The 23,660-nt window shown below is 71.6% G+C and carries 22 protein-coding genes and 1 tRNA gene; 10 read left to right on the top strand and 13 right to left on the bottom strand.

Features of this window, described 5'->3' with window-relative positions:
• Positions 1–109 precede the first annotated feature (109 nt).
• A complete protein-coding gene (locus ABZ128_RS32260) occupies positions 110–799 on the top strand; it encodes a LuxR C-terminal-related transcriptional regulator (protein WP_356853046.1) in 690 nt (229 codons plus the stop codon).
• Positions 800–925: 126 nt separating this feature from the next.
• The gene (galE, locus tag ABZ128_RS32255) at positions 926–1,873 is read left to right on the top strand and encodes a UDP-glucose 4-epimerase GalE (protein WP_356853054.1); all 948 of its coding nucleotides are present in this window, start codon (positions 926–928) and stop codon (positions 1,871–1,873) included.
• Between the two features lie 19 nt (positions 1,874–1,892).
• Here the strand turns inward: galE and ABZ128_RS32250 are convergent, their stop codons facing one another.
• The gene (locus ABZ128_RS32250; protein ID WP_356853045.1) at positions 1,893–2,114 is read right to left on the bottom strand and encodes a hypothetical protein; all 222 of its coding nucleotides are present in this window, start codon (positions 2,112–2,114) and stop codon (positions 1,893–1,895) included.
• 287 nt (positions 2,115–2,401) lie between these two features.
• Here ABZ128_RS32250 and ABZ128_RS32245 point away from each other — a divergent pair, with 287 nt between their 5' ends.
• Entirely contained in the window at positions 2,402–3,181 is a 780-nt protein-coding gene (locus ABZ128_RS32245; RefSeq protein WP_356853044.1) for a response regulator transcription factor, read from the top strand.
• On the opposite strand, the gene ABZ128_RS32240 is transcribed toward ABZ128_RS32245, so the two are convergent.
• Positions 3,140–3,637 (bottom strand): MarR family transcriptional regulator, encoded by a 498-nt coding sequence (locus tag ABZ128_RS32240; protein WP_356853042.1) that lies wholly within the window; start codon positions 3,635–3,637, stop codon positions 3,140–3,142. The genes ABZ128_RS32245 and ABZ128_RS32240 overlap by 42 nt on opposite strands.
• Positions 3,638–3,812: 175 nt before the next feature.
• On the opposite strand from ABZ128_RS32240, the gene ABZ128_RS32235 reads away from it, so the two are divergent.
• Positions 3,813–4,670, top strand: a complete 858-nt coding sequence (locus ABZ128_RS32235; RefSeq protein ID WP_356853041.1) for a trans-aconitate 2-methyltransferase — start codon at positions 3,813–3,815, stop codon at positions 4,668–4,670.
• Between the two features lie 2 nt (positions 4,671–4,672).
• Positions 4,673–5,053 (top strand): VOC family protein, encoded by a 381-nt coding sequence (locus ABZ128_RS32230; RefSeq protein ID WP_356853039.1) that lies wholly within the window; start codon positions 4,673–4,675, stop codon positions 5,051–5,053.
• A gap of 74 nt (positions 5,054–5,127) precedes the next feature.
• Here ABZ128_RS32230 and ABZ128_RS32225 read toward each other — a convergent pair whose 3' ends face one another.
• Positions 5,128–5,802, bottom strand: coding sequence for a TetR/AcrR family transcriptional regulator (locus ABZ128_RS32225; RefSeq protein ID WP_356853037.1), 675 nt, complete (start codon positions 5,800–5,802; stop codon positions 5,128–5,130).
• On the bottom strand, positions 5,799–6,779 hold the full coding sequence (locus ABZ128_RS32220; protein WP_356853035.1) for an acyl-CoA desaturase: 981 nt from the start codon (positions 6,777–6,779) through the stop codon (positions 5,799–5,801). Before ABZ128_RS32220 ends, ABZ128_RS32225 begins: the two co-directional genes overlap by 4 nt.
• Positions 6,780–7,138: 359 nt before the next feature.
• Between ABZ128_RS32220 and ppc the strand changes: the two genes are divergently transcribed.
• Positions 7,139–9,892, top strand: coding sequence for a phosphoenolpyruvate carboxylase (gene ppc / locus ABZ128_RS32215; protein ID WP_356853034.1), 2,754 nt, complete (start codon positions 7,139–7,141; stop codon positions 9,890–9,892).
• Positions 9,893–9,991: 99 nt separating this feature from the next.
• On the opposite strand, the gene ABZ128_RS32210 is transcribed toward ppc, so the two are convergent.
• From ABZ128_RS32210 to ABZ128_RS32180, 7 genes are all read right to left on the bottom strand, one after another.
• Positions 9,992–10,726, bottom strand: a complete 735-nt coding sequence (locus ABZ128_RS32210; protein ID WP_356853032.1) for an LPXTG cell wall anchor domain-containing protein — start codon at positions 10,724–10,726, stop codon at positions 9,992–9,994.
• Positions 10,727–10,892: 166 nt separating this feature from the next.
• Positions 10,893–11,483, bottom strand: a complete 591-nt coding sequence (gene pth, locus ABZ128_RS32205; protein ID WP_356853031.1) for an aminoacyl-tRNA hydrolase — start codon at positions 11,481–11,483, stop codon at positions 10,893–10,895.
• A gap of 102 nt (positions 11,484–11,585) precedes the next feature.
• Positions 11,586–12,173, bottom strand: a complete 588-nt coding sequence (locus ABZ128_RS32200) for a 50S ribosomal protein L25/general stress protein Ctc (RefSeq protein WP_356853029.1) — start codon at positions 12,171–12,173, stop codon at positions 11,586–11,588.
• Positions 12,174–12,342: 169 nt separating this feature from the next.
• The gene (locus ABZ128_RS32195; RefSeq protein ID WP_356853028.1) at positions 12,343–13,320 is read right to left on the bottom strand and encodes a ribose-phosphate diphosphokinase; all 978 of its coding nucleotides are present in this window, start codon (positions 13,318–13,320) and stop codon (positions 12,343–12,345) included.
• A 145-nt stretch (positions 13,321–13,465) separates the two neighbouring features.
• Positions 13,466–14,914, bottom strand: a complete 1,449-nt coding sequence (glmU, locus tag ABZ128_RS32190) for a bifunctional UDP-N-acetylglucosamine diphosphorylase/glucosamine-1-phosphate N-acetyltransferase GlmU (RefSeq protein ID WP_356853026.1) — start codon at positions 14,912–14,914, stop codon at positions 13,466–13,468.
• Positions 14,915–15,023: 109 nt separating this feature from the next.
• A tRNA-Gln gene (locus tag ABZ128_RS32185) sits at positions 15,024–15,094 on the bottom strand.
• Between the two features lie 7 nt (positions 15,095–15,101).
• Positions 15,102–15,974: a hypothetical protein gene (locus ABZ128_RS32180; RefSeq protein ID WP_356853024.1), complete on the bottom strand. Its 873-nt coding sequence runs from the start codon at positions 15,972–15,974 to the stop codon at positions 15,102–15,104.
• A 132-nt stretch (positions 15,975–16,106) separates the two neighbouring features.
• Here ABZ128_RS32180 and ABZ128_RS32175 point away from each other — a divergent pair, with 132 nt between their 5' ends.
• Positions 16,107–17,378, top strand: a complete 1,272-nt coding sequence (locus tag ABZ128_RS32175) for a histidine kinase (RefSeq protein ID WP_356853022.1) — start codon at positions 16,107–16,109, stop codon at positions 17,376–17,378.
• Positions 17,379–17,443: 65 nt separating this feature from the next.
• Here the strand turns inward: ABZ128_RS32175 and ABZ128_RS32170 are convergent, their stop codons facing one another.
• Together ABZ128_RS32170 and ABZ128_RS32165 are read right to left on the bottom strand one after the other, a co-directional pair.
• Positions 17,444–17,956, bottom strand: a complete 513-nt coding sequence (locus ABZ128_RS32170) for an SUKH-3 domain-containing protein (protein ID WP_356853020.1) — start codon at positions 17,954–17,956, stop codon at positions 17,444–17,446.
• Between the two features lie 11 nt (positions 17,957–17,967).
• A complete protein-coding gene (locus ABZ128_RS32165) occupies positions 17,968–18,546 on the bottom strand; it encodes a YwqJ-related putative deaminase (RefSeq protein ID WP_356853018.1) in 579 nt (192 codons plus the stop codon).
• Between the two features lie 229 nt (positions 18,547–18,775).
• Here ABZ128_RS32165 and ABZ128_RS32160 point away from each other — a divergent pair, with 229 nt between their 5' ends.
• The 3 genes from ABZ128_RS32160 to ABZ128_RS32150 all read left to right on the top strand — a co-directional run bounded on the left by ABZ128_RS32160 (position 18,776) and on the right by ABZ128_RS32150 (position 23,414).
• Positions 18,776–19,789: an SMI1/KNR4 family protein gene (locus ABZ128_RS32160; RefSeq protein WP_356853016.1), complete on the top strand. Its 1,014-nt coding sequence runs from the start codon at positions 18,776–18,778 to the stop codon at positions 19,787–19,789.
• Positions 19,790–19,796: 7 nt separating this feature from the next.
• The gene (locus ABZ128_RS32155) at positions 19,797–22,379 is read left to right on the top strand and encodes an SUKH-4 family immunity protein (protein WP_356853014.1); all 2,583 of its coding nucleotides are present in this window, start codon (positions 19,797–19,799) and stop codon (positions 22,377–22,379) included.
• Positions 22,380–22,535: 156 nt separating this feature from the next.
• A complete protein-coding gene (locus ABZ128_RS32150; protein ID WP_356853012.1) occupies positions 22,536–23,414 on the top strand; it encodes a DivIVA domain-containing protein in 879 nt (292 codons plus the stop codon).
• Positions 23,415–23,660: the final 246 nt, after the last annotated feature.

The raw sequence follows: 23,660 nt of genomic DNA, 5'->3' as shown, positions 1-23,660 counted from the left end.
CCGAGCCCCCGGAAGGTCCGCCTTCCGGGGGCTTTCGCGCGGTATCCCCCGCGCACCGTCGAACAAGCGTGTAGCTTGCCGGGGCAGAAGGGTCGGGGGTGGGTGCCCAATGGGCGTACGGGTCATGGTGGTCGACGAGCACCGGCTGCTGGCCGAGGCACTGGCCTCTGCACTGAAACTGCGCGGGCACCGGGTGCTCGCCGCGGCCGCGCCCGCCGCGGGCGCCGCCGAACTGGTCATCAGCCGGTCGCCGGAGGTGTGCCTGCTCGGCACCGCCACGCCCGCCGAGCCCGGCGTCTTCGAACCGGTGGTCCGCATCAAGCGGGAGCGCCCGCAGATCGCCGTCGTCGTCCTGGGCCCCGTGCCCAGCCCGCGCGGGATCGCGGCCGCCTTCGCCGCCGGGGCGTGCGGGTACGTACGCCACGACGAGCGGATCGAAGGGGTGGAGCGGGCGCTGGCCAAGGCCCGGGCGGGGGAGGCGGCCGTCTCCCCGCAGCTGCTCCAGGGCGCCTTCGCCGAGCTGCTGAACCCCGCCGCCCAGCCCGACGACGAGGGCAGCCGGCTGCTGCGGCTGCTCACCCCGCGCGAGGTGGAGGTCCTGCTGCGGGTCGCCGAGGGCGAGGACACCCGGCTCATCGCCGCGGGCATGGAGATCGCCCCGAGCACGGCCCGTACGCACGTGCAGCGGGTGCTCATGAAGCTGGGGGTCGGCTCGCGGCTGGAGGCGGCCGCCCTGGCCGCCCGGACGGGTCTGCTGGACCGGGTGGTCCTCCCGCGGGCGGCCTCCGCGCCGGAGTGAAAGAGCCGCCGATTTCCCCGGAGGGCCACAATCCGGTAAGCCAGTGACCGGCACGCGCACGCACGGCGCGTGCGTTCCCCTCGGAGAGGTAGTAGGCGAGTGAGTGAGACGGCGTCTTCCAAGTACATGGTCACCGGCGGCGCCGGATACGTCGGCAGCGTCGTGGCGGCCCACCTCCTGGAGGCCGGGCACGAGGTCACCGTCCTCGACGACCTGTCCACCGGCTTCCGCGCGAGCGTCCCCGCCGGCGCCGCCTTCATCGAGGGCCGCATCCAGGACGCCGAGAAGTACCTCGACTCCTCCTACGACGGCGTCCTGCACTTCGCGGCCTCCTCCCAGGTCGGCGAGTCCGTCGTGAACCCGGGCAAGTACTGGGACAACAACGTGGGCGGCACCCTCGCCCTGCTGGCCGCGATGCGCTCGGCCGGCGTGCGCACCCTCGTGTTCTCCTCCACCGCCGCCACCTACGGCGAGCCCACCGAGGGCCTGCTCACCGAGGACTCGGTCACCAAGCCCACCAACCCCTACGGCGCCTCGAAGCTGGCCGTCGACCACATGATCGCCGGCGAGTGCACGGCGCACGGGGTGGCGGCGGTGTCGCTGCGCTACTTCAACGTGGCGGGGGCGTACGGGGAGTTCGGCGAGCGCCACGACCCCGAGACCCACCTGATCCCGCTGGTGCTCCAGGTCGCCCTGGGCCGGCGCGAGTCGATCTCGGTGTTCGGCGAGGACTACCCGACCGCGGACGGCACGTGCGTACGCGACTACATCCACGTCGCCGACCTCGCGGAGGCCCACCTGGCCGCGCTGCGCGCCGCCACCCCGGGCGAGCACCTGATCTGCAACCTCGGCAACGGCAACGGCTTCTCGGTCCGCGAGGTCATCGAGACCGTCCGCAAGGTCACCGGCAAGGAGATCCCGGAGGTCGTCGCCCCGCGCCGGGCCGGCGACCCCGCCGTCCTCGTCGCCTCGGCGCGCCGGGCGCACGAGAGGCTCGGCTGGACCCCGGCCCGCGCCGACCTCACCGGCATCATCACGGACGCCTGGAACTTCACCCGCGCCCACCATTCCTGACCTCCCGCGCCGCACCCGCTCACCGCGCCCCCCGCACCGCACCGGTGCGGGGGGCGCGGTGCGTGCGGCCGCCCGGCGGGGCGTGCGGTCCGTACGGGCGCTGCGCCAGGGGCGCGCGCAGGGCGGCCAGCGCCGCGGGCGGGCGCAGTGCGCGGGCGCCCGGCGTGCACACGCCGGGTGAACCGGACCCCGCGCACCTGCCGGTGGCACGCTCCCCGGCTCCGGCTCCCATACGGGCCACCGCGACATCGAATTCAGGCCACGGACATGCCCGTTCGGCAGGTTCGAGCCGGAAAATCGCGGGGAAAACTTCTGCTATTCGGCCAACCGCGAGGCGGGACCCGCTCTACGCTGATGCGTGACACCGGTGGGGGCCGGTGTTGTTTCAGGGGTCGAGACACGCCGGGTACGGCGTCCGGTCCGGGGTAGTGCAGAGGTGTCTCGGCGGCGGCCGCGGCAGCTGCGGATCACCCGGTCCGGGCGCCGTACCCGCAGTCGTCCGTCCGTTCCCCGACCCTTGGGGGTTTTGTGGTTCGTATCCGGGTTCTCGTGGTCGACGATCACCGCATCTTCGCCGAATCGCTCGCCGCCGCGCTCGCGGCCGAGCCCGACGTGGACGTGTCCGCGGCCGGCAGCGGCCCCGCCGCGCTGCGCTGCCTCGAACGCGCGGTGGCGGAGGGCCGCCGCTTCGACGTCCTGCTGGTCGATGCCGACCTCGGCGCCGCCGCCGGGGGCCCCGTGCCCGCGCAGCGCGAGTCGGGCTCCGGTCCGCTGCCGCCCGGCGCGCCCGGACCGGACGGGATCGCGCTGGTCGCGGGGGTGCGGGCTTCCCACCCGGGGGTGCGCACCGTGGTGCTGGCCGAGCGCGACGATCCGCGCCGGGCGGCGCTCGCCCTGCAGGCGGGGGCCTCCGGCTGGGTGGCCAAGGACTGCTCGCTCTCGCGGCTGCTGGCCGTCGTCCGGGGCGTGCTGCGCGAGGAGACCCACTTGCCGCCCGCGCTGCTGACGGGGGTGCTGCGCGAGCTGACGGCCGCGCGCAAGCACCGCAGTGACAGCGAGCGGCTCGTGGAGTCCCTCACGCCGCGCGAGCACGAGGTGCTGCGCTGCATGGTGGCGGGGCTGGGCCGCAAGGACGTGGCCGCGCGGCTGTTCCTGTCCCCGCACACCGTCCGCACCCACATGCAGAACGTCCTGGGCAAGCTGGGGGTGCACTCCACGCTCGCGGCGGTGGCGCTGGCCCGGCGGGCGGGCGTCCGGCCGGCGGAGCTAGCCGGGGATGTTGTCGAACGGAGCGGTCAACTGGCGTAGCAGTCCCGCGAGATCGCCGCGCTCGGCCCGGGAGAGCTGGGCCAGGATCGCCCGTTCCTGGGCCAGCAGGCCGGCGAGCGCCTCGTCGGCGCGGTCGCGGCCCTCGGGCGTCAGGCGGACGAGGACCCCCCGCCGGTCGTTGGGGTCGGGCAGCCGTTCGACGAGGCCCTTCTTGGCCAGCCGGTCGATGCGGTTGGTCATGGTGCCGGAGGTGACGAGGGTCTGGGTCAGCAGCTGGCCGGGGGAGAGCTGGTAGGGCGCGCCGGCGCGCCGCAGGGAGGTCAGGACGTCGAACTCCCAAGGCTCCAGGCCGTGCTCGGAGAAGGCGAGCCTGCGGGCGCGGTCGAGATGCCGGGCCAGCCTGCTGACGCGGCTCAGCACTTCGAGCGGTTCCACGTCGAGGTCAGGGCGCTCCCGCCGCCATGCCGCGACCAATCGGTCGACCTCGTCCTCCATGCCGATCAGTGTAAGGGGTCTGTCGATGTGAAGTCTCTTCAGATTAAGGATCTCGATGATGCATATCTTGAAAACATGAATCTTGACATCAAGATATATTTTGGCTGACGATGGGCATGGAGGGGGCCGGAACCGCTTCCGCTTCCACCCGCCCCGCCAGCAGGGAGGCTCGAACATGCATTCCGATATCGCGTCGGCCCGGATCCCCACGGCCACCACCCACGCCGCGCCCACCTGGGACCCCCAGCAGTACCTCCGGCACGCCGGACACCGCACCCGGCCCTTCCTCGACCTCCTGAGCCGCATACCGGAACTCCCCACCGTCCCCGCCCGCATCGCCGACCTCGGCTGCGGCCCGGGCAACGTCACCGCCCTCCTCGCCGACCGCTGGCCCGGGGCCCGCATCACCGGCTTCGACCTCTCCCCGGACATGCTGCTGCGCGCCACCGAGGAACACGCCGGCCCCACCCCCGGCGGCGGCAGCCTCGACTTCCGCCACGCCGACCTCGCCGGCTGGCTCCCCGAGGAGCCCTACGACCTGATCGTCTCCAACGCCGCCCTCCAATGGGTCCCCAGCCACCCCGGCTCCTTCGCCGCCTGGATCAACGGACTGCGCCCCGGCGGCACCTTCGCCTTCCAGATCCCCGGCAACTTCACCGCCCCCAGCCACGCCCTCCTCGCCGAACTCTGCGACACCCCGCGCTGGCGGGGCCGCCTGGCCGGCCACGGCGCCCGTTACATCCACATCCTCGAACCTGCCGAATACCTCGCCCGCTTCACCGAGCTGGGCTGCGCCGCCGACACGTGGGAGACGACCTACTACCAGATGCTGTCCGGCCCCGACCCCGTACTCGACTGGGTCAAGGGCACCGCCCTGCGGCCCGTCCTGACCGCCCTCGGCGACGACAAGGACGCCGCCGACGCCTTCCTCGCCGAGTACCGGGACCTGCTGCGCGCCGCCTACCCGCCGGGACCGCGCGGCACCGTCTTCCCCTTCCGGCGCATCTTCGCCGTCGCACGCAAGGAGCCCTGAGCATGCTGACCGCAGTCGACCACGTCCAACTCGCCGCGCCACCCGGCTCCGAGGACCTCCTGCGCGCCTACTACACCCACGTCCTCGGCATGACGGAGATCCCCAAACCGCCCGTCCTCGCCGCCCGCGGCGGCTGCTGGTTCGCCGCCGGACCCGTACAGCTGCACCTGGGCGTCGAGGAGGACTTCCGGCCCGCCCGCAAAGCCCACCCGGGCCTGCGGGTGACCGGCATCGAGGCGTACGCGGACAGGCTGGAGCAGCGCGGCGCCAAGGTCGTCTGGGACGACGGCCTGCCGGGCCACCGCCGCTTCCACTCCGAGGACCCGGTCGGCAACCGGCTTGAGTTCCTGGAGCCGCACGGCCCCGGGCCGCACACCGCCTGACGGCCACGCGACGGCGCCCCGTCCCCGCAACCGCGGTGACGGGGCGCCGTCGCACACCGGGCCCGCACGGGCCCTCAGCTCTTGCGGTGGCCCACCAGCCGCGGCTTCGCCTCCAGCCCGTCCAGCCCGTGCCAGGCCAGGTTCACCAGATGCGCCGCCACCTCCGCCTTCTTCGGCCGCCGCACGTCCAGCCACCACTGCCCGGTCAGCGCCACCATCCCCACCAGCGCCTGCGCATACAGCGGAGCCAGCTTCGGATCGAACCCCCGCGCCTTGAACTCCAGCCCCAGGATGTCCTCGACCTGCGTGGCGATATCGCTGATCAGCGAGGCGAACGTACCCGTCGACTGCGCCACCGGCGAATCCCGCACGAGGATCCGGAAACCGTCCGTGTACGACTCGATGTAGTCCAGCAGCGCAAAGGCCGCCTGCTCCAGCAGCTCCCGCGGGTGCCCGGCCGTCAGCGCGCCCGTCACCCCGTCCAGCAGCTGGCGCATCTCCCGGTCCACGACCACCGCGTACAAGCCCTCCTTGCCGCCGAAGTGCTCGTACACCACCGGCTTGGACACCCCGGCCTTCGCCGCGATCTCCTCCACCGAGGTGCCCTCGAAACCCTTCTCCGCGAACAGGGCCCGACCGATGTCCAGCAGTTGCTGACGACGCTCCGCGCCCGTCATCCGGACCCTGCGGCCGCGCCGGGGCTTGTCGCTGCTGGAAGTACTGCCGTCGATCGCCACGCCCACCATCATGCCGCGTTCGACGCGTTTTCCCTGCGCCGGGCGTCCACCCGCTCCCGCGAGGGCCAGCGCACGTCCGTCGCCCACCCCGCCAGCTCGAACCAGCGGATCAGCCGGGCACTGGAGTCGACCTGGCCGCGCAGCACCCCGTGCCGGGCCGAGGTCGGGTCCGCATGGTGCAGGTTGTGCCAGGACTCACCGCACGACAGCACCGCCAGCCACCACACGTTGCCCGAACGGTCCCGCGACCTGAACGGCCGCTTGCCCACCGCATGACAGATCGAATTGATCGACCACGTCACATGGTGCAGCAGCGCCACCCGCACCAGCGAACCCCAGAAGAACGCCGTGAACGCCCCCCACCACGACATCGTCACCAGACCGCCCACCAGCGGCGGGATCGCCAGCGACAGGACCGTCCAGTAGACGAAGTCACGCGAGATCCGCCGGATCGCGGGATCCTTGATCAGATCGGGGGCGTACTTCTGCTGATTGGTCTGCTCCTCGTCGAACAGCCACCCGATGTGCGCCCACCACAGGCCCTTCATCAGCGCCGGCACGCTCTCCCCGAACCGCCACGGCGAATGCGGATCACCCTCGTGGTCGGAGAACTTGTGGTGCTTGCGGTGGTCCGCCACCCAGCGCACCAGCGGCCCCTCCACCGCCATCGACCCCATCACGGCCAACACGATCCGCAGCGGCCGCTTCGCCTTGAAGGACCCGTGCGTGAAATAGCGGTGGAAACCGATGGTGACCCCGTGGCACGCCAGGAAGTACATGAACACCATCAGGCCGAGGTCCAGCCAGCTCACCCCCCAGCCCCACGCCAGCGGAACCGCCGCCAGCAGCGCCAGGAAGGGAACGGTGATGAACAGCAGCAAAGCGATCTGCTCCGTGGACCGCTTGCTCTCACCGCCGCGCGTCGCGGACGGCAGGGACGATTCGGAGGCCGCCGAAGCGCCCTCGACGAGATCCGGACTGAGGGTCATGGCATGTCCCCTGGGGGTGAGGAATCGGGGGTGTGCAGGAAGCGGTATGCAAAGAACGGGGTCGGGAGACGGCCGGCCCCAGCCTACGGAGCCGTAACCTACGGCAACGTAAGTATGGCAAAGCGTTGCAGCGCGGCAAGAGGAGCACGCCCGGGCGGCCACCGCGCCCACCGCCTCCCCACCGCGCTTACCCCCAGCCTCCCGCCACACCCCCCGTCCCGCCTGCCGGGACGCCTACCTGGACATCACCACCGGCCACCTATCCTGGTGGCGTCGGACAGCGCGGTCCGCACCGGTAACCGGGCGTGCCCCGGTACCCACCTCCCAGTAGCGCTCGAACACTGCAAGGAGCCGCACCTGTGAGCAGTGCTGACCAGGCCCCCTCCACCCCCACGGCAGTCGCCGCCGCCAACGCAGAGCTGCGCGCGGACATCCGCCGCCTCGGCGACCTCCTCGGCGAAACCCTCGTCCGCCAAGAAGGCCAGGACCTCCTCGACCTCGTCGAACGCGTACGCGCCCTCACCCGCACCGACGGCGAAGCCGCCGCCGCACTGCTCGGCGAGACCGACCTGGAGACCGCCGCCAAGCTCGTACGCGCCTTCTCCACCTACTTCCACCTCGCCAACGTCACCGAACAGGTCCACCGGGGCAAGGAACTGCGCGCCCACCGCGCCGCCGAAGGCGGCCTCCTCGCGCGCACCGCCGACATGCTCAAGGACGCCGACCCCGCCCACCTGCGCGAAACGGTCAAGAACCTCAACGTCCGCCCCGTCTTCACCGCACACCCCACCGAAGCGGCCCGCCGCAGCGTCCTCAACAAGCTGCGCCGCATCGCCGCCCTCCTCGAAGAGCCCGTCTCCGGCGCCGGCGAACGCCGCCGCCACGACCTGCGCCTCGCCGAGAACATCGACCTCGTCTGGCAGACCGACGAACTGCGCGTCGTCCGCCCCGAACCCACCGACGAGGCCCGCAACGCCATCTACTACCTCGACGAACTCCACGCCGGCGCCGTCGGCGACGTCCTGGAAGACCTCACCGCCGAACTCCAGCGCGTCGGCGTCGAAATCCCCGCCGGCACCCGCCCCCTCACCTTCGGCACCTGGATCGGCGGCGACCGCGACGGCAACCCCAACGTCACCCCCGAGGTCACCCGCGACGTGCTGATCCTCCAGCACGAACACGGCATCACCGACGCCCTCGAACTCGTCGACTTCCTGCGCGGCCTGCTCTCCAACTCCATCCGCTACACCGGAGCCACCGAGGAACTCCTCTCCTCCCTCCAGGCCGACCTCGAACGCCTGCCCGAGATCAGCCCCCGCTACAAGCGGCTCAACGCCGAGGAGCCCTACCGCCTCAAGGCCACCTGCATCCGACAGAAGCTCCTCAACACCCGCCAGCGCCTCGCCAAGGGCACCCCCCACGAGGAAGGCCGCGACTACCTCGGCACCGCCGAGCTCCTCACCGACCTCACCCTCATCCAGACCTCCCTGCGCGAACACCGCGGCGCCCTCTTCGCCGACGGCCGCATGGACCGCACCATCCGCACCCTCGCCGCCTTCGGCCTCCAGCTCGCCACCATGGACGTCCGCGAACACGCCGACGCCCACCACCACGCCCTCGGCCAGCTCTTCGACCGCCTCGGCGAGGAATCCTGGCGCTACGCCGACATGCCCCGCGACTACCGCGGCAAGCTCCTCGCCAAGGAACTCCGCTCCCGCCGCCCCCTCGCACCCACCCCCGCACCCCTCGACGCGGCCGGACACAAGACCCTCGGCGTCTTCTTCGCGATCAAGGACGCCTTCGAGAAGTTCGGCCCCGAAGTCATCGAGTCCTACATCATCTCGATGTGCCAGGGCGCCGACGACGTCTTCGCCGCCGCCGTCCTCGCCCGCGAAGCCGGCCTCATCGACCTCCACGCCGGCTGGGCCAAGATCGGCATCGTCCCGCTCCTCGAAACCACCGACGAGCTGCGCGCCGCCGACGTCATCCTCGACCAGATGCTCGCCGACCCCTCCTACCGCCGCCTGGTCTCCCTGCGCGGCGACGTCCAGGAGGTCATGCTCGGCTACTCCGACTCCTCCAAGTTCGGCGGCATCACCACCAGCCAGTGGGAGATCCACCGCGCCCAGCGCCGCCTGCGCGACGTCGCCCACCGCTACGGCGTCCGCCTGCGCCTCTTCCACGGCCGCGGCGGCACCGTCGGCCGCGGCGGCGGCCCCTCCCACGACGCGATCCTCGCCCAGCCCTGGGGCACCCTCGAAGGCGAGATCAAGGTCACCGAGCAGGGCGAGGTCATCTCCGACAAGTACCTCGTCCCCTCCCTCGCCCGCGAGAACCTCGAACTCACCGTCGCCGCCACCCTGCAGGCCTCCGCCCTGCACACCGCCCCCCGCCAGTCCCACGACGACCTCGCCCGCTGGGACGCGGCCATGGACACCGTCTCCGACGCCGCCCACGCCGCCTATCGCACCCTCGTCGAAGACCCCGACCTGCCGGCCTACTTCTTCGCCGCCACCCCCGTCGACCAGCTCGCCGACCTCCACCTCGGCTCCCGGCCCTCCCGCCGCCCCGACTCCGGCGCCGGCCTCGACGGGCTGCGCGCCATCCCCTGGGTCTTCGGCTGGACCCAGTCCCGCCAGATCGTCCCCGGCTGGTACGGCGTCGGCTCCGGCCTCAAGGCCCTGCGCGAAACCGGCCAGGGCGACGTCCTCACCGAAATGGGCGAACGCTGGCACTTCTTCCGCAACTTCCTGTCCAACGTCGAGATGACGCTGGCCAAGACCGACCTGCGGATCGCCCGCCACTACGTCGACACCCTCGTCCCCGACCACCTCAAGCACGTCTTCGCCCGCATCGAAGCCGAACACGAACTCACCGTCCGCGAGGTCCTGCGCATCACCGGCGGCGAAAAGCTCCTGGACTCCCACCCCGTCCTCCAGCAGACCTTCGCCGTCCGCGACGCCTACCTCGACCCCATCTCCTACCTCCAGGTCTCCCTCCTCGCCCGCCAGCGCGCCGCCGCCGCCCGCGGCGAAGACCCCGACCCGCTGCTCTCCCGCGCCCTGCTGCTCACCGTCAACGGCGTCGCCGCAGGCCTGCGCAACACCGGCTGACACACACCGGCTGACACACCCCGGCACACGAAAGCCCCCGCCCTCCGGAACCGATCCGGAGGGCGGGGGCTTTCGTACGGGAACAGCCCGCGCGCGGGCTCAGCCCTGCGCGCCGGCCTTGCGACGGCGGACCACCAGGAAGGCACCGGCACCGACCAGCGCCGCCGCCACCGCGGCGAGCAGACCCACCGGAGTGTCCGAACCGGTCTTCGCCAGGTCACCACCGGTCGTACCGCCCGCACCCGCCGAAGGCGAGACCGACGCGACCGGCGAGGAAGGCGTCCCCGACGGCGTACGGCTCGGCGTCCCCGACGGCGTACCCGACGGCGACGGCGAAGCGCTCTGCGAAGGACTCTGGCTCGGCGACTGCGACGGCGGCGCCGAACTCGGCGTCCCCGACGGGGTCCCGCTCGGCTTCGTCGTCGCCGGGCACGTGTGCGACAGGTTGAACCAGTCGACGCTGCCGCCCTTGACCTCGGCGGACGCCGCCGTCAGCTTCGCACCCGGCGCCGAAGCCACGTAGGCGTGCTTGTCCGACGGCGGCCCGAAGACCGTCACGACCTGCTGGCCGCCCGGCTCGAAAGTGACCGTCAGCTTGACGAACGTCGTCGAGTTCCCGGGCAGCACGAAGTGCCAGCCGTCCTTGCTCGACGGTATGTCCGCACAGCTCTTCTCGTGCTCCACGCCCTGCGACGTGGCGGTCACCGGCACAGGCTGGTGGAGCGGAAGGGTGTAGGTGTCGTCCGCGAAAGCGGGGGCGGCGCCGGCCGCCAGAAGCAGCGAGGCCGCGGCGGGAAGCGTCGCCGCAGCCCAACGAACCCTGGAAATGGGCATGGAGGTACCTCTGACAAGGAGGGGGGAACAGTGCCGTGGGGGGCGGCGGCCCAGCATGCTGAGCGCCACCCGCCACGGTCAAGAGGTACTCGTGGGTACTCGTGGGCAATTGGCCCGCCGCGGGCGGAATGTCAGAAGTAACGATCTCCCCACGACCAGGCCACCGTCACGAGTTGTACGCGGACTGCGCCCGCTCCAAACCCTCCGCCACCAGGCACTCCACCGCATCCGCCGCCCGGTCCACGAACCACTCCAGCTCCTTGCGCTCCGAGGACGAAAAGTCCTTCAGCACGAAGTCCGCCACCTGCATCCGGCCCGGCGGACGCCCGATCCCGCACCGCACCCGGTGGTAATCCGCACCCATCGCCTTCGTCATCGACTTCAGACCGTTGTGCCCGTTGTCCCCGCCACCCAGCTTCAACCGCAGCGTCGGATAGTCGATGTCCAGCTCGTCATGGACCGCCACGATCCGCTCCACCGGCACCTTGTAGAAATCCCGCAGCGCCGTCACCGGCCCACCCGACAGGTTCATGAACGACATGGGCTTCGCCAGCACCACCCGGCGGTTCGCCGGACCCGGCGCACCCATCCGGCCCTCCACCACCTGCGCCCGCGCCTTGTGCGCCTTGAACTTCCCGCGCATCCGCTCCGCCAACAGGTCCACCACCATGAACCCGATGTTGTGGCGGTTGCCCGCATACTCCGCACCCGGATTCCCGAGACCCACGATCAGCCAGGGCGCCGCGTCGTCCGACATCAAAAGCTCCTTAACGAGGACGACCGCCGTCCCGCTCCAGTGGAGCCGGACGGCGGTCGGTCAGCAACTGCTGAAGGCACAGCCAAACAGGAACGGCGAGGCTCAGGCCTCGGCGCCCTCACCCTCGGTCTCGGCGGCCGGCTCCTCGGCCTGGGCGGCGACGACCTGCAGAACGGCGGTCTCACCGTCGACGGCCAGCGTGGTGCCCTTCGGCAGGACCAGGTCCTTGGCGTGGATCGAGGCACCGGCCTCCAGACCCGCGATGGACACGGTGACCTCGGTCGGGATGTGCGTGGCCTCGGTCTCGACGGAGATCGTGGTCAGCAGGGTCTCCAGCAGGTTGCCACCCGGAGCCAGGTCACCCTCGGTGACGACCGGAACGTCCACCGTGACCTTCTCGCCCTTCTGGACGATCAGGAAGTCGACGTGGGTCAGGCTGCGCTTGACGGGGTGACGCTGCACGGCCTTCGGGATGACCAGCTCGGAGCCGGCGCCCGCGATGTCCAGAGAGATCAGGACGTTCGGGGTCTTCAGCGCCATCATCAGGCCGTGGCCCTCGACGTCGACGTGCTTCGGGGCGGTGCCGTGACCGTAGATGACACCGGGAACCTTGCCGTCGCGACGGGCCTGACGGGCGGCGCCCTTACCGAAATCGGTGCGGGTCTCGGCGGAAAGCTTGACCTCGGACATGCTCACTCCTCGTGGGGGTGACGGAAATGGACAGAGTCACCCGGCCGGAACGGCCTGCTACGAAGAGCGCGTCGATAACGGAGCATCCGCACCCGAAAACAGGTACGGCCTCCCTCGCCGAGCAACTCGAAGAGTCTACCCGGCCGGGAGGCCGTACCCAAAAGGATCTCTACTGCTGCTCTTCGAACAGGCTCGTGACCGAACCGTCCTCGAACACCTCGCGCACCGCACGCGCGATCATCGGCGCGATCGACAGCACCGTGATCTTGTCCAGCTCCAGGTCGGACGGATCCGGCAGCGTGTTCGTGAACACGAACTCACTGACCTTCGAGTTCTTCAGACGGTCGGCCGCCGGACCCGACAGGATGCCGTGCGTCGCCGTCACGATCACGTCCTCCGCACCGTGCGCGAACAGCGCATCGGCAGCCGCACAGATCGTGCCACCCGTGTCGATCATGTCGTCGACCAGGACGCAGACCCGGCCCGCGACCTCACCGACCACCTCGTGGACCGTCACCTGGTTCGCGACATCCTTGTCACGCCGCTTGTGCACGATCGCCAGCGGCGCGTCCAGCCGGTCACACCAACGGTCCGCCACCCGCACACGACCCGCGTCCGGAGACACGATCGTCAGCTTCGTACGGTCCACCTTCGCGCCCACGTAATCCGCCAGCACCGACAGCGCCGACAGGTGGTCCACCGGACCGTCGAAGAAGCCCTGGATCTGGTCCGTGTGCAGGTCCACCGTCAGGATCCGCTCCGCACCCGCCGTCTTCAGCAGATCCGCCACCAGCCGCGCCGAGATCGGCTCGCGGCCCTTGTGCTTCTTGTCCTGACGGGCGTACCCGTACGACGGGATGATCACGGTGATGGAGCGCGCCGACGCACGCTTCAGCGCGTCGATCATGATCAGCTGCTCCATGATCCACTTGTTGATCGGAGCCGTGTGGCTCTGGATCAGGAAGCAGTCCGCGCCACGAGCCGACTCCTGGAAACGAACGTAGATCTCACCGTTCGCAAAATCGAAAGCCTTGGTCGGCACGAGGCCGACGCCCAACTGATGCGCAACCTCCTCGGCCAGCTCGGGGTGGGCGCGGCCGGAGAAGAGCATCAGCTTCTTCTCGCCGGTCGTCTTGATCCCGGTCACAGCACAGTCTCCTCAGACGTGTTGAAAGCTGCTCGCCCCCGTGTGCGTCCGTCCCGCACACGGTGAGCCAGCCGAATTGCGTGCACCTATCACGGTACGCCGTCCCAGGCGTACCTGTTTCCGGTCAGTTCACCCGGAAGACCCCTCAGCGGACCTCGGACTCGTCCACGGACGCCGACTGCGCCGCCGACGCCGCCGCACTCCCCGGACGCTTACGAGCCACCCAACCCTCGATATTCCGCTGCTGGCCACGGGCCACGGCCAGCGCACCCGGCGGCACGTCCTTCGTGATCACGGACCCGGCGGCCGTATACGCGCCGTCCCCGATCGTGACGGGCGCCACAAACATGTTGTCCGAACCCGTCTTGCAGTGTGAGCCGACCGTCGTGTGGTGCTTGTGCTCACCGTCATAGTTCACGAACACGCTCGCCGCACCGATGTTCGTGTACTCGCCGATCGTCGCATCACCCACGTACGACAGGTGCGGCACCTTCGTACCCTCACCGATCGTCGCGTTCTTCATCTCCACGTACGTGCCGGCCTTCGCCTTCAGACCCAGCTTCGTACCCGGACGCAGATACGCGAACGGCCCCACCGACGCCGACTCCCCGATCACCGCCGAATCCGCCACCGTGTTGTCCACCCGCGCCCCCGGACCCACCTGCGTGTCCTTCAGCCGCGTGTTCGGACCCACCTCGGCGCCCTCCGCCACGTGCGTCGCACCGAGCAGCTGCGTACCGGGATGCACCAGGGCGTCCTGGCCGAAAGTAACGGTCACGTCGACGAAGGTGCTCGCCGGGTCGACCACGGTCACACCGGACAGCATCGCGTTCTCCAGCAACCGCGCATTCAGCAGCGCACGGGCCTCGGCGAGCTGCACGCGGTTGTTGATCCCCAGGATCTGCCGGTGGTCGCTGCCGACCGACGCCCCGACGCGGTGGCCGGCCTCGCGCAGGATCCCCAGCACGTCGGTGAGGTACTCCTCACCCTGGCTGTTGTCCGTCCGCACCTTGCCCAGGGCATCCGCGAGCAGCGCGCCGTCGAAGGCGAAGACCCCCGAGTTGATCTCCCGGATCGCCCGCTGCGCCTCGGTGGCGTCCTTGTGCTCGACGATGGCCGTGACGGCGCCGGTCTCCGCGTCGCGGACGATCCGCCCGTAGCCGGTGGAGTCCGGCACCTCGGCGGTGAGCACGGTGACGGCGTTGCCGTCGGCCTCGTGGGTCCGCGTGAGCTGCGCGAGGGTCTCCCCGGTCAGCAGCGGGGTGTCGCCGCACACCACGACGACGGTGCCGGTGATCTGCCCGCCGAGCTCCTCCAGGGCCATGCGGACGGCGTGGCCGGTGCCGTTCTGCTCGTACTGGACGGCCGTGCGGACGCCCGCGTCGATGTCGGCGAGGTGCGCGGTGACCTGCTCACGGGCGTGGCCGACGACGACCACGAGATGGGCGGGGTCCAGCTCGCGCGAGGCGGCGACCACGTGTCCCACGAGCGAGCGCCCGCAGATCTCGTGCAGAACCTTGGGAGTGGCCGACTTCATGCGGGTGCCCTCACCCGCTGCGAGTACGACGACGGCTGCCGGGCGGTTGGCGCTCACGGGTGTGCCCTTCGGCTTCGGGGGTGGACCCGTGAAGGATACCGGTGGCCGGGGGGCCCGAAACGAGCGCGGGCCCCGACCGTGAAGGTCAGGACCCGAACCTGCATTGCTCCCCTGCCAGGATTCGAACCCGGACATAAGGTACCAAAAACCTCAGTGCTGCCATTACACCACAGGGGAGGGTAAATCAACCCGAATCGGACATTTCAGCTTTCCGGTTCACGTTGAACGCCCCTACTATGCCGCACCAGGCACCCTCGATGCGACGGTAGATGTCGGCGCTTTGGCTCACGTAAAGAACCAGGCAGCCGCGGTAGTTCTCGCCGACGTTCTTCCGAGTGGTCTTCGGGTTGTGTTTCTTCAGGGTGGTCCTGGCGAACTGCGACGGGTCCACCCCGACGAACCCCGCCCAGTAGGCCTCGGCTGCGGCGACGTCGGCCGACTCGTGGATCATCACGCGGTACCGGATGCGCTGCCTTTCCACGCCGATGAGATCCAGCCAGGCGAGGAACACCTGGATGACGCCAGGGTCGCTGTTGATGAACTGGACCTTCTCGCGTCGGTCGTACGTCTTGTCTTTCGCTCCTTCCGCCCAGTACAGGGTCACGCCCGCGATGAACAGTTCCCTGTCGCTGAGTCGCCCGATCGAGGAGCGCGCCGCCTCCTTGGTCTGGGTGCGGACTTCGTCGCGGATCGCCTTTTCGTGCTCCCAGCGCTTCGTAGAGGCGAGCCGCGCCTGTTCGGCAGGGGTTCGCTGAGGTTCCGGCTTCGGGAGGTCGCGGACCCATAGGGAGATCGAGCTCTTCGAGCAGCCCAGCTCCAGCTGGATCTGGTCGTACGTGAGGCCCTGGAGGCGGAGCTCGCGGGCCCTGGCGCGGAGGTCGTCCTTGGCGTTGGGGCGCTTCGTCCATTCCGGTGGGGGCTCGCCTTCCAGGAGGCGGTTGAGGATGTCGTTGTTGTGGACGTGCAGGCGGTCGCGGATCTGGCGGCGGCTGAGTCCCTCGCGGCGCAGGGTGAGGGCCTGTTCGCGCAGACCTTCGAAGTCCGAGTACGTGGTCATGCGATGAGCTTCGTCCCGGAATGTGGGATTCAGGTCTTGGATTCCGGTTGATTCATTCATACGTGCGATTACCCGGGGTTTGCGGGAATTCCGGTCGCATCCGTGGTGGGGCCGCTGGCTACGCTGGACGGCATGACCTATACGGGGGAAGAGCGGGGCGGGGTCGGGCGGGACGGGCCGTGGTGGTGGGAGCGGCGGCGGGGGGCCGTGCTCGATGTGGTGCTCGGCGGGGTCTCCGCCGTCGAGTGCGGCGTCGAGGGGGTCGGCTTCGCACGTGAGGCCTCGGTGCCGGTGGCCGTCGGGGTGCTGTTCGGGGTCGTGGTGGGGGCCGTGCTCGTGCTGCGGCGGCGCTGGCCGATCGCCGTGGTGCTCGTGGGGATCGCCGTGTCGCCGGCCGCTATGGGGTTCCTGCTGGGGGTGGTCGGGCTGTACACGCTCGCCGCCTGCGAGGTGCCGCGGCGGATCATCGCGACGCTGAGCGCGATGTCGCTGCTGGCCACCTTGGTGGTGATGTACGTCCGGACCATCGGCGACGAGGGCGTGACGCGCACTGTCGTGATCTGGTTGTCCGTGTTCGTGGCGGTGGCGCTGACCGTGCCGCCGGTGCTGCTCGGCCTCTACATAGGGGCGCGGCGGAGGTTGATGGAGAGCCTGCAGGAGCGGGCGGTTTCGCTGGAGCGGGAGTTGTCGCTGCTCGCGGACCGGGCCGAGGAGCGGGCGGAGTGGGCGCGTACGGAGGAGCGGACGCGGATCGCGCGGGAGATGCACGACGTGGTGGCGCACCGGGTGTCGTTGATGGTGGTGCATGCGGCGGCGTTGCAGGCGGTGGCGGTGAAGGATCCGGAGAAGGCTGCGAGGAATGCCGCGCTGGTGGGGGACATGGGGCGGCAGGCGTTGACGGAGTTGCGGGAGATGTTGGGGGTGCTGCGGGCGGAGTCGCCGAAGCCGGTGCCGGCCGTGGCGGTGGCGCCGGTGGCCGTGGCGGGGGGTTTCGACGAGGGGCCGGGGCCGTCGTTGGGGGAGCTGGAGGCGCTGGTGGGGCAGTCGCGGGCGGCGGGGATGGCCGTGGAGCTTGAGGTGCGGGGTGTGGGGGCGGCGTATGCGGCGGAGGTGGAGCAGACGGCGTACCGGGTGGTGCAGGAGGCGTTGACCAATTGCCACAAGCATGCGCCGGGTGCGCGGGTGGTGGTGCGGTTGGCGCATCGGCAGGGGGAGGTGGCGATGCAGGTGGAGAACGGGCCGTGTGACGGGCATGCGGCGGTGCCGGGGTTGCCGAGCGGGGGCAATGGGCTGGTGGGGATGCGGGAGCGGGTGCTGGGGTTGGGCGGGGTGTTCGTGTCGGGTCCGACCGATGCGGGCGGTTTCCGGGTGTCGGCGGTGTTGCCGGCGGTGTTGCCTGCCTGAGTGTGGGCGGGCCGGGGGTCGTGGCCCCCGGCCGTGGTCCGTGCGCCGTGGTTCGTGTGCCGTGGTCAGTGCGCCGTGGTGAGGCGGGCCGGCTGGAGGCCGGTGAGGAGGAGGGTGAGGGCTTCGTCGACGCCCGCGCCGAGGTACCAGTCGCCGGTGTGGTCGATGCCGTAGACGCGGCCTTCGCGGTCGATGGCGAGGTGGGAGGCTCCGTCGGAGTCGGCGCCGAGGGGGCAGAGCTCGGTGGAGAGGGCGCGGCCGAGGTCGGCGAAGGTGCGGGCCAGGTGGAGGCCGGTGAGGGGGTCCAGGCGGACGGGGACGGGTGCTATCTGGCGGCCGGGTCCGGGGGCGGTGACGGTGAGGCCGCCGAATTCGGCCCAGGCTTCGACGGCGGCGGGGAAGACGGTGTGCCGGTGTCCGGCGGGGGTGGTGTGGTCCCGGAGGGCGTCGGCCCAGTATTCGGCCTGCTTGATGTCCCAGCGGCCGGGTTCCCAGCCTGCGGTGCGCAGGGCGGTGTCCACGGGGGTGGGGAAGCGGGTGGCCGAGGAGCGGTCGTAGGAGGCGGAGGACGTGGTCATGGTGGCGGGGGTCAGGCCTTCTGTGAGGCGGGGGTGAGGTCGATGGCGCGTACGCCGAAGTGGGCGAGGAGGGCTTCGCAGGAGCGGCAGGGGGGTGCGTAGCTGCCGTGGAGGGGGTCTCCGTCCTCGCGGATGCGGCGGGCGGTGATCTTGGCGTGTTTGAGGGAGCGGCGGGCTTCGCTCGCGGTCAGGGGCTTGCGGCTGGCGCGCTTGCTGCGGGCGCCTTCGACGGCGGCGAGGTGGCGGGAGAGCAGGATCGCTTCGGGGCAGCGGCCGGTGAAACGTTCGCGCTGGTTGCTGGTGAGGGTGTCGAGGAAGTCCTGGACGAGGGGGTGGAGGGCCGGTGGCTGGTCGGCTTTGCCGGCGGTGCCGGTGAGGGTTTCGCCGCGTACGGAGAGTGCGGCGGCGATGGTGGGGAGGATGCCGTCGCGGCGGAAGCGCAGGACGGGTGCGGCGGTTCGGCCGTCGGTGGTGCTCCAGCGCAGGCGCGGGTCGCCGCCGTGGCCGGTGGCGTGGCCGGTGGTGTGGCCGTGGCCGCTGTTGTGGCCGTCGGTCTGTGCGTGTTCTGTGCGGGTCGCCGTGTTCTGCATGGTCGCTCTTCCCTCCCGTGGCGGCGGTGGTGGCCGCTGTCGCGCACGCCCCCGTGCTGCGGGGACAGACTGTCAAATGTCCTCTGTGGTGTGGAAGCGGGGTCGAATATTCGTATCAATTCGGATGTTCCTGGCCCTTGTGGGGGTGGGTGGCGTACGGGCGCGGGGTGCTCTTGCCGGAACACATAGGCTGTGGTGAACCAGCCAGATCCAGCAGGGGGCTACCGCCATGACGACAGGTCGGCTCGGGCAGCAGGCCGTGCCACCCAACGCCGCGTATTCGGGGCAGGTCGTGCATTTCCCGGACCCGGTCCGGGCCGCTCGGCATCCCCAGGGCGTGCGGATGGACGGGAACGGACATCCGGACTTCTCTCCGTACGCGCGCGCGGCGGTGGAGATCGCCGAGCCGCCGGAGGGCTTCGGCGTGGACGAGCTGCGGCTGACGGACGTGGTGTCGGCGAATGCGGCGATGCGGGCCTCGGGGCATGCGCTGTGGGACACGGTCGGTGCGGTGGCGACGCCGCACGGCTGGACCTGGCACCACGTGGCGGGGACGCGGCGGATGGAGCTGGTCCCGGTCGAGGTGAAGGCGTTGCTGCGGCATCACGCGGGTCTGGCGACGGCTCCGGTGGACCACGAGAGGCGTGGGACGCGGGCGCTGCAGGAGTTGCGTCCGGTGCATCTGGGGCTGCCGAAGACGGTGGTGTCGGTGTCCGAGGAGCAGGTGCAGGGGGTCGAGGAGGATCTCGGCTACCGGTTGCCGGAGGCGTACCGCTCGTTCCTGAAGGCCGCGGGCGGTTGCGCGCCGGTGGGCGTGGGGCTGGACGTGGACCTGGGCGTGCTGGTGGACCAGCCGTTCTTCACGGTGCGTGAGGAGGCGGCGGTCAACGACCTGGTGTACGTCAACAAGTGTCTGCGGGACCACCTGACGAAGGACTACCTGTGCGTGGCCTTCGCGCAGGGCGGTCTGCTCGCGGTGAAGGTCAGGGGCGAGGGCATCGGGTCGGTGTGGTTCTCGCCGTACGACGACGCGCGTGACCGGGACGGCTGGTCGGTGCAGGAGCGCGTGGAGCGGTTGTTGCTGCCGTGCGGTGCCGATTTCGATGCCTTCCTCGAAAGGTTGGCGGGGAATCCGCCGGAGTTGGAGACGGTGGCCGGTCTGATGGTGGACGGCGGATTCGCACGCTCGGTTCCAGTGGCGGGGTCGGCACCGGCTTCGGCTCAGGCTCCGGTGGAGGGGTGACGGCGCGATGGTGACGTTTGCGCAGGCGCAGGAGCGCGCCGAGGAGTGGATCAACGGGGCCGTGGCGCCGTATCAGCACCGTGAGGTGCGGGTGCGGGAGTTCGGGCTCGGGTTCGTGGTGTGGGCGGAGGACCGTGCGGCGGGTCCGGTGTCGGGCGGTGGCCGGCAGCGGCTGGTGATCGCGCGGGACAGCGGTGAGGTGACGCTGTGGCCGGGGCTGCCGGTGGGTGAGGTGATCCGCCGGTACGAGGAGGAGTACGGGGCTGCGGCTGCGCCGGCTGCGGAGCCGTCGGTGCCGACGCCGCGGATCGACTCGGAGCAGACGTCGTTCATGCTGAGTCCGCCGGAGTGGTTGCAGGAGGCTGCGGACCGGGCGGGTATTGCGCCGGCGGGTGCGGGTGCGGGTGCGGGTGCGGGTGCGGGTGCGGCTCCGGCGCCGGCTGCGGACGCGGGTGCTCCTGCGGTGGACGTGGCTGCGGTGGCGCCCGAGGCGGCTCCGGCTGCCCCTGCGCCTGCCCCTGCGTCATCCCCCGCGCCTGGTTCTGCTGCTGCCGGCGGTCCGGCGGCCGGGCCGGAGGCCGCGGACGCTCCGGCCGCGCCGGAGCCGATCGACGCCGTGCCGCTGCGGCGCGAGGTGCCGTACGAGCCGACCGCCGACGAGGGGGTGCCGGCCGGCGCCACGCCGTGGGCGGGGACCGATGTGAACTCGGGCGCCGACGACGCCGCTTCGGTGCCGCTGCCCGCGACGGTGTTCGCGCCGCCGTTGTCCGGGTCGGACCTGGACGACGTGCCGGCGCCGCCCGCGGGGGCCTCGGAGGCGAAGACGACGCTGATGGCGGGGGGCAGCGGACTCCCGAAGACGGCGATCGCGCCCGCGCTGGACCTCGGGGCGCCGGATGCGAGTTCCCTTGCGGACGCTCCGACGAGCAAGGCCCGGGTCTCCCGGCCGGGCGAGCCGCCCGTGGCGCCGCCGGCCCCGCCCGCGGGCCAGTCGGCCGCTCCCGCCGGTCAGCCGGGTGCTCCCGGCCAGCCCGGGCTGGACCATGCGGCGACGATGCTGGCGGGTCCGGCTGTCGTGGGTCAGCCGCCCGCGCCTCCGGGTCCGCCCGGGGCCCCGGGGGCTCCGGGTGCTTCGCGTGGTGGGCAGCCGCCTGCGCCTCCCGGTCCGCCGGGGGCTCCCGGTTCGCTGGGGCGGGGGCTGGACCATGCGGCGACGATGCTGGCGGGTCCGGCCGTGGTGGGTCAGCCGCCTGCGCCTCCGGGTCCGCCGGGGGCTCCGGGTGCTTCGCGTGGTGGGCAGCCGCCTGCGCCTCCCGGTCCGCCGGGGGCTCCCGGTTCGCTGGGGCGGGGGCTGGACCATGCCGCGACGATGCTGGCGGGTCCGGCTGTCGTGGGTCAGCCGCCTGCGCCTCCGGGGCCGCCCGGGGCTCCCGGGGCTCCCGGTGCTCCCGGTGTGCCCGGTGCTCCCGCGCAGGGGCTGGACCATGCGGCGACGATGCTGGCGGGTCCGGCCGTGGTGGGTCAGCCGCCCGCGCCTCCCGGGCCGCCCGGGCCGCCCGGCCCGCCGCAGCCGCAGCCGGGTCCGGCGGCGCAGGCTCCCGTACCGCCCGGTGTGCCCACCGTCGGCCCGGGCTATCAGGCCGTCCTGCGCTACCGCGCTCCGGACGGCTCCGAGCAGCAGCTCATCCGCCGCTCGGCGCCCGGTACCCCGCACCCCGAGTGGCAGATCCTGCACGAGCTGCGCGCGATGAACGTGCCGCCGCAGCAGGTGCTGGAACTGCACACCGAGCTGGCGTCGTGCGAGCTGCCCGGCGGCTACTGCGCGCGGATGATCCGGGAGACCTGGCCGCAGGTCCGGATCACGAGCGTGGCCCCGTACGGGCAGGACCACGCGGGCCGTCAGGCGGGTATGCGCCATCTGCTGACGCACCAGGGCGAGTTGCACCAGGTGGCGGACGGTCCGGCGCGGCCGGCGCCGGTACGGGCGCCGCTGCCGCAGGTGCCGTTGCAGCCGGCGATCCCGCTGGAGGCGATCGCGCAGGAGCTGGTGGGGGCGTTCGGTCCGCAGGGCGTGTTCCGCTTCGACCAGCGGGCCGTGTCGCGCCAGGGCGTGCCGGAGATCGTGGCGCAGACGCTGGTGTGGTCGGGTCTGCCGGTGGACTTCGGGCCGTTCTTCTGGGCGCAGGCGGTGCCGGGCCAGCCGGTGCCGACGCTGGCGGAGCTGGCGGCGCAGCGTCAGGTGCAGCCGGCTTCGGACGCGGGTTCGTACCTGGTGGTCGGAAGTGACTTCGGCAAGGCGCTGTGCGTGCAGTACGGGACGGCGCACATCGTCGCGGTGCCGGTGGAGGGTGGTCCCGGCGGGGCGCCGGTGCCTCCGCAGTTCGTGAATTCGAGCCTGCCGCAGTTCGTGCGGTCGCTGGCGATGCTGGGTCACATGTGGCGGCTGCGGCAGCATCTGACGCCGGAGCAGGCCGGGCGCTGGACGGTCGATTTCCAGGCGAATCTGGCGGGGCTCGACAGTGCGGCGCTGGCGTCGCCGGAGAGCTGGTGGTCGGTGCTGCTGGAGCAGATGTGGGACGGACTGCTCTGATCCGGTGACCCGGTCCGGCGATCGGGTGATCGGGTGATCGTTTGAATGGCCGGGTGGGGACCCCTCGTGCGGGGTCCCGGCCCGGCCATTCCGGCTTCTGGGAGCAAATGGCGCATCCTTGACAGGGATCCCCCCCGCGAGAGAGGCGCTTCCAGGATGAGTGCACCCTTCACGACCGTGCGCGGCCGCGGCTACCGGACGGACCAGGTCGATCGGTATCTCGCGCGGCTGGCGGGGAGCCGGGACGAGGCGTGGGAGCGCGCGGCGCGGCTGACGGTGCTGGCGCGGCAGATGGAGGCGGAGGCGGAGCGGCTGCGGGAGGCGGTCGCGGCGCTGGCGCCGCACGGGCAGACGTACGACGAGCTGGGCGAGCGTGCGCGGCGGATCCTGCTGCTGGTGGAGGAGGAGGCGGACTGCGTACGCGAGGACGCGCGGGCGGATGCGGCGGAGACGCGGAGTGCGGCCGAGGCGCATGCGGAGCGGGTGGCGGAGCTGGCGCGGCAGGACGCGGAGGCGGTGCGCGAGCAGACGGAGGTCCGGGCGCGGCAGGGGCTGGCCCGGGCGGAGCGGGAGGCGGAGGCCCTGCGGGCGGAGGCGCGGGAGGAGGCGGCGGCGTGGCGGGGCGAGGCGGCTGCGGGCCTGGCGGAGGTGCGGCGGCGGGCGGAGGCGCTGCTGGCGGAGCGCGAGCAGGAGCAGGGGGCGCGGTGGGAGGCGTCGGAGCAGGAGCTGGCTGCGCGGGAGGCGGAGTTGCTGGCGCGGCACGCGGAGGGGGAGCGGGCGGCGCAGGGGCGGCTGGCGGAGGCGCGGCGGGGGTACGCGGAGGTCGAGGAGCTGGCGCGGCACGGGCAGGAGAACGCGGAGGCGCTGGCCGCTGAGGTGGTGGCGGTGGCGCGGGTGGAGGCGGAGCGCATCGCGCGGGAGACGGAGCGGATCCTGCGGGAGCATGCGGAGGCGCAGGAGGAGATGCGGGCGCACATGAGCCATGTCCGGTCCAGCCTGGCGGCGCTGACGGGAAGGGCTGCGGCGGAGGGGTAGCTCTGCTGGGGGTGTTTGGGGGCTGCCTTGGGCTGGTGGTTGGGGGCTGCCTCGGGCTGGTGTTTTGGGGCTGAGTTGGGGCTGCTTGGGCTGAGCTGGGTTGAGCTGGGCTGAGCTGTTCCGTCCGGCTGGGGCTTTGGGGTTCCCGGCTGTCCATTGTCCTTCCGGGGCGGGCCGGGCCGTCAAGGGCGCTCCTTCGTCGCGTCGCTTCGCGATGGCCTTCGGCCCCCCTTGACCGCCCGGCCC

This window comes from Streptomyces sp. NPDC006326, assembly GCF_040612915.1.
In the GTDB taxonomy this organism is placed as follows: Bacteria; Actinomycetota; Actinomycetes; order Streptomycetales; family Streptomycetaceae; genus Streptomyces.
This window is presented reverse-complemented; position numbering and strand designations above follow the sequence as displayed.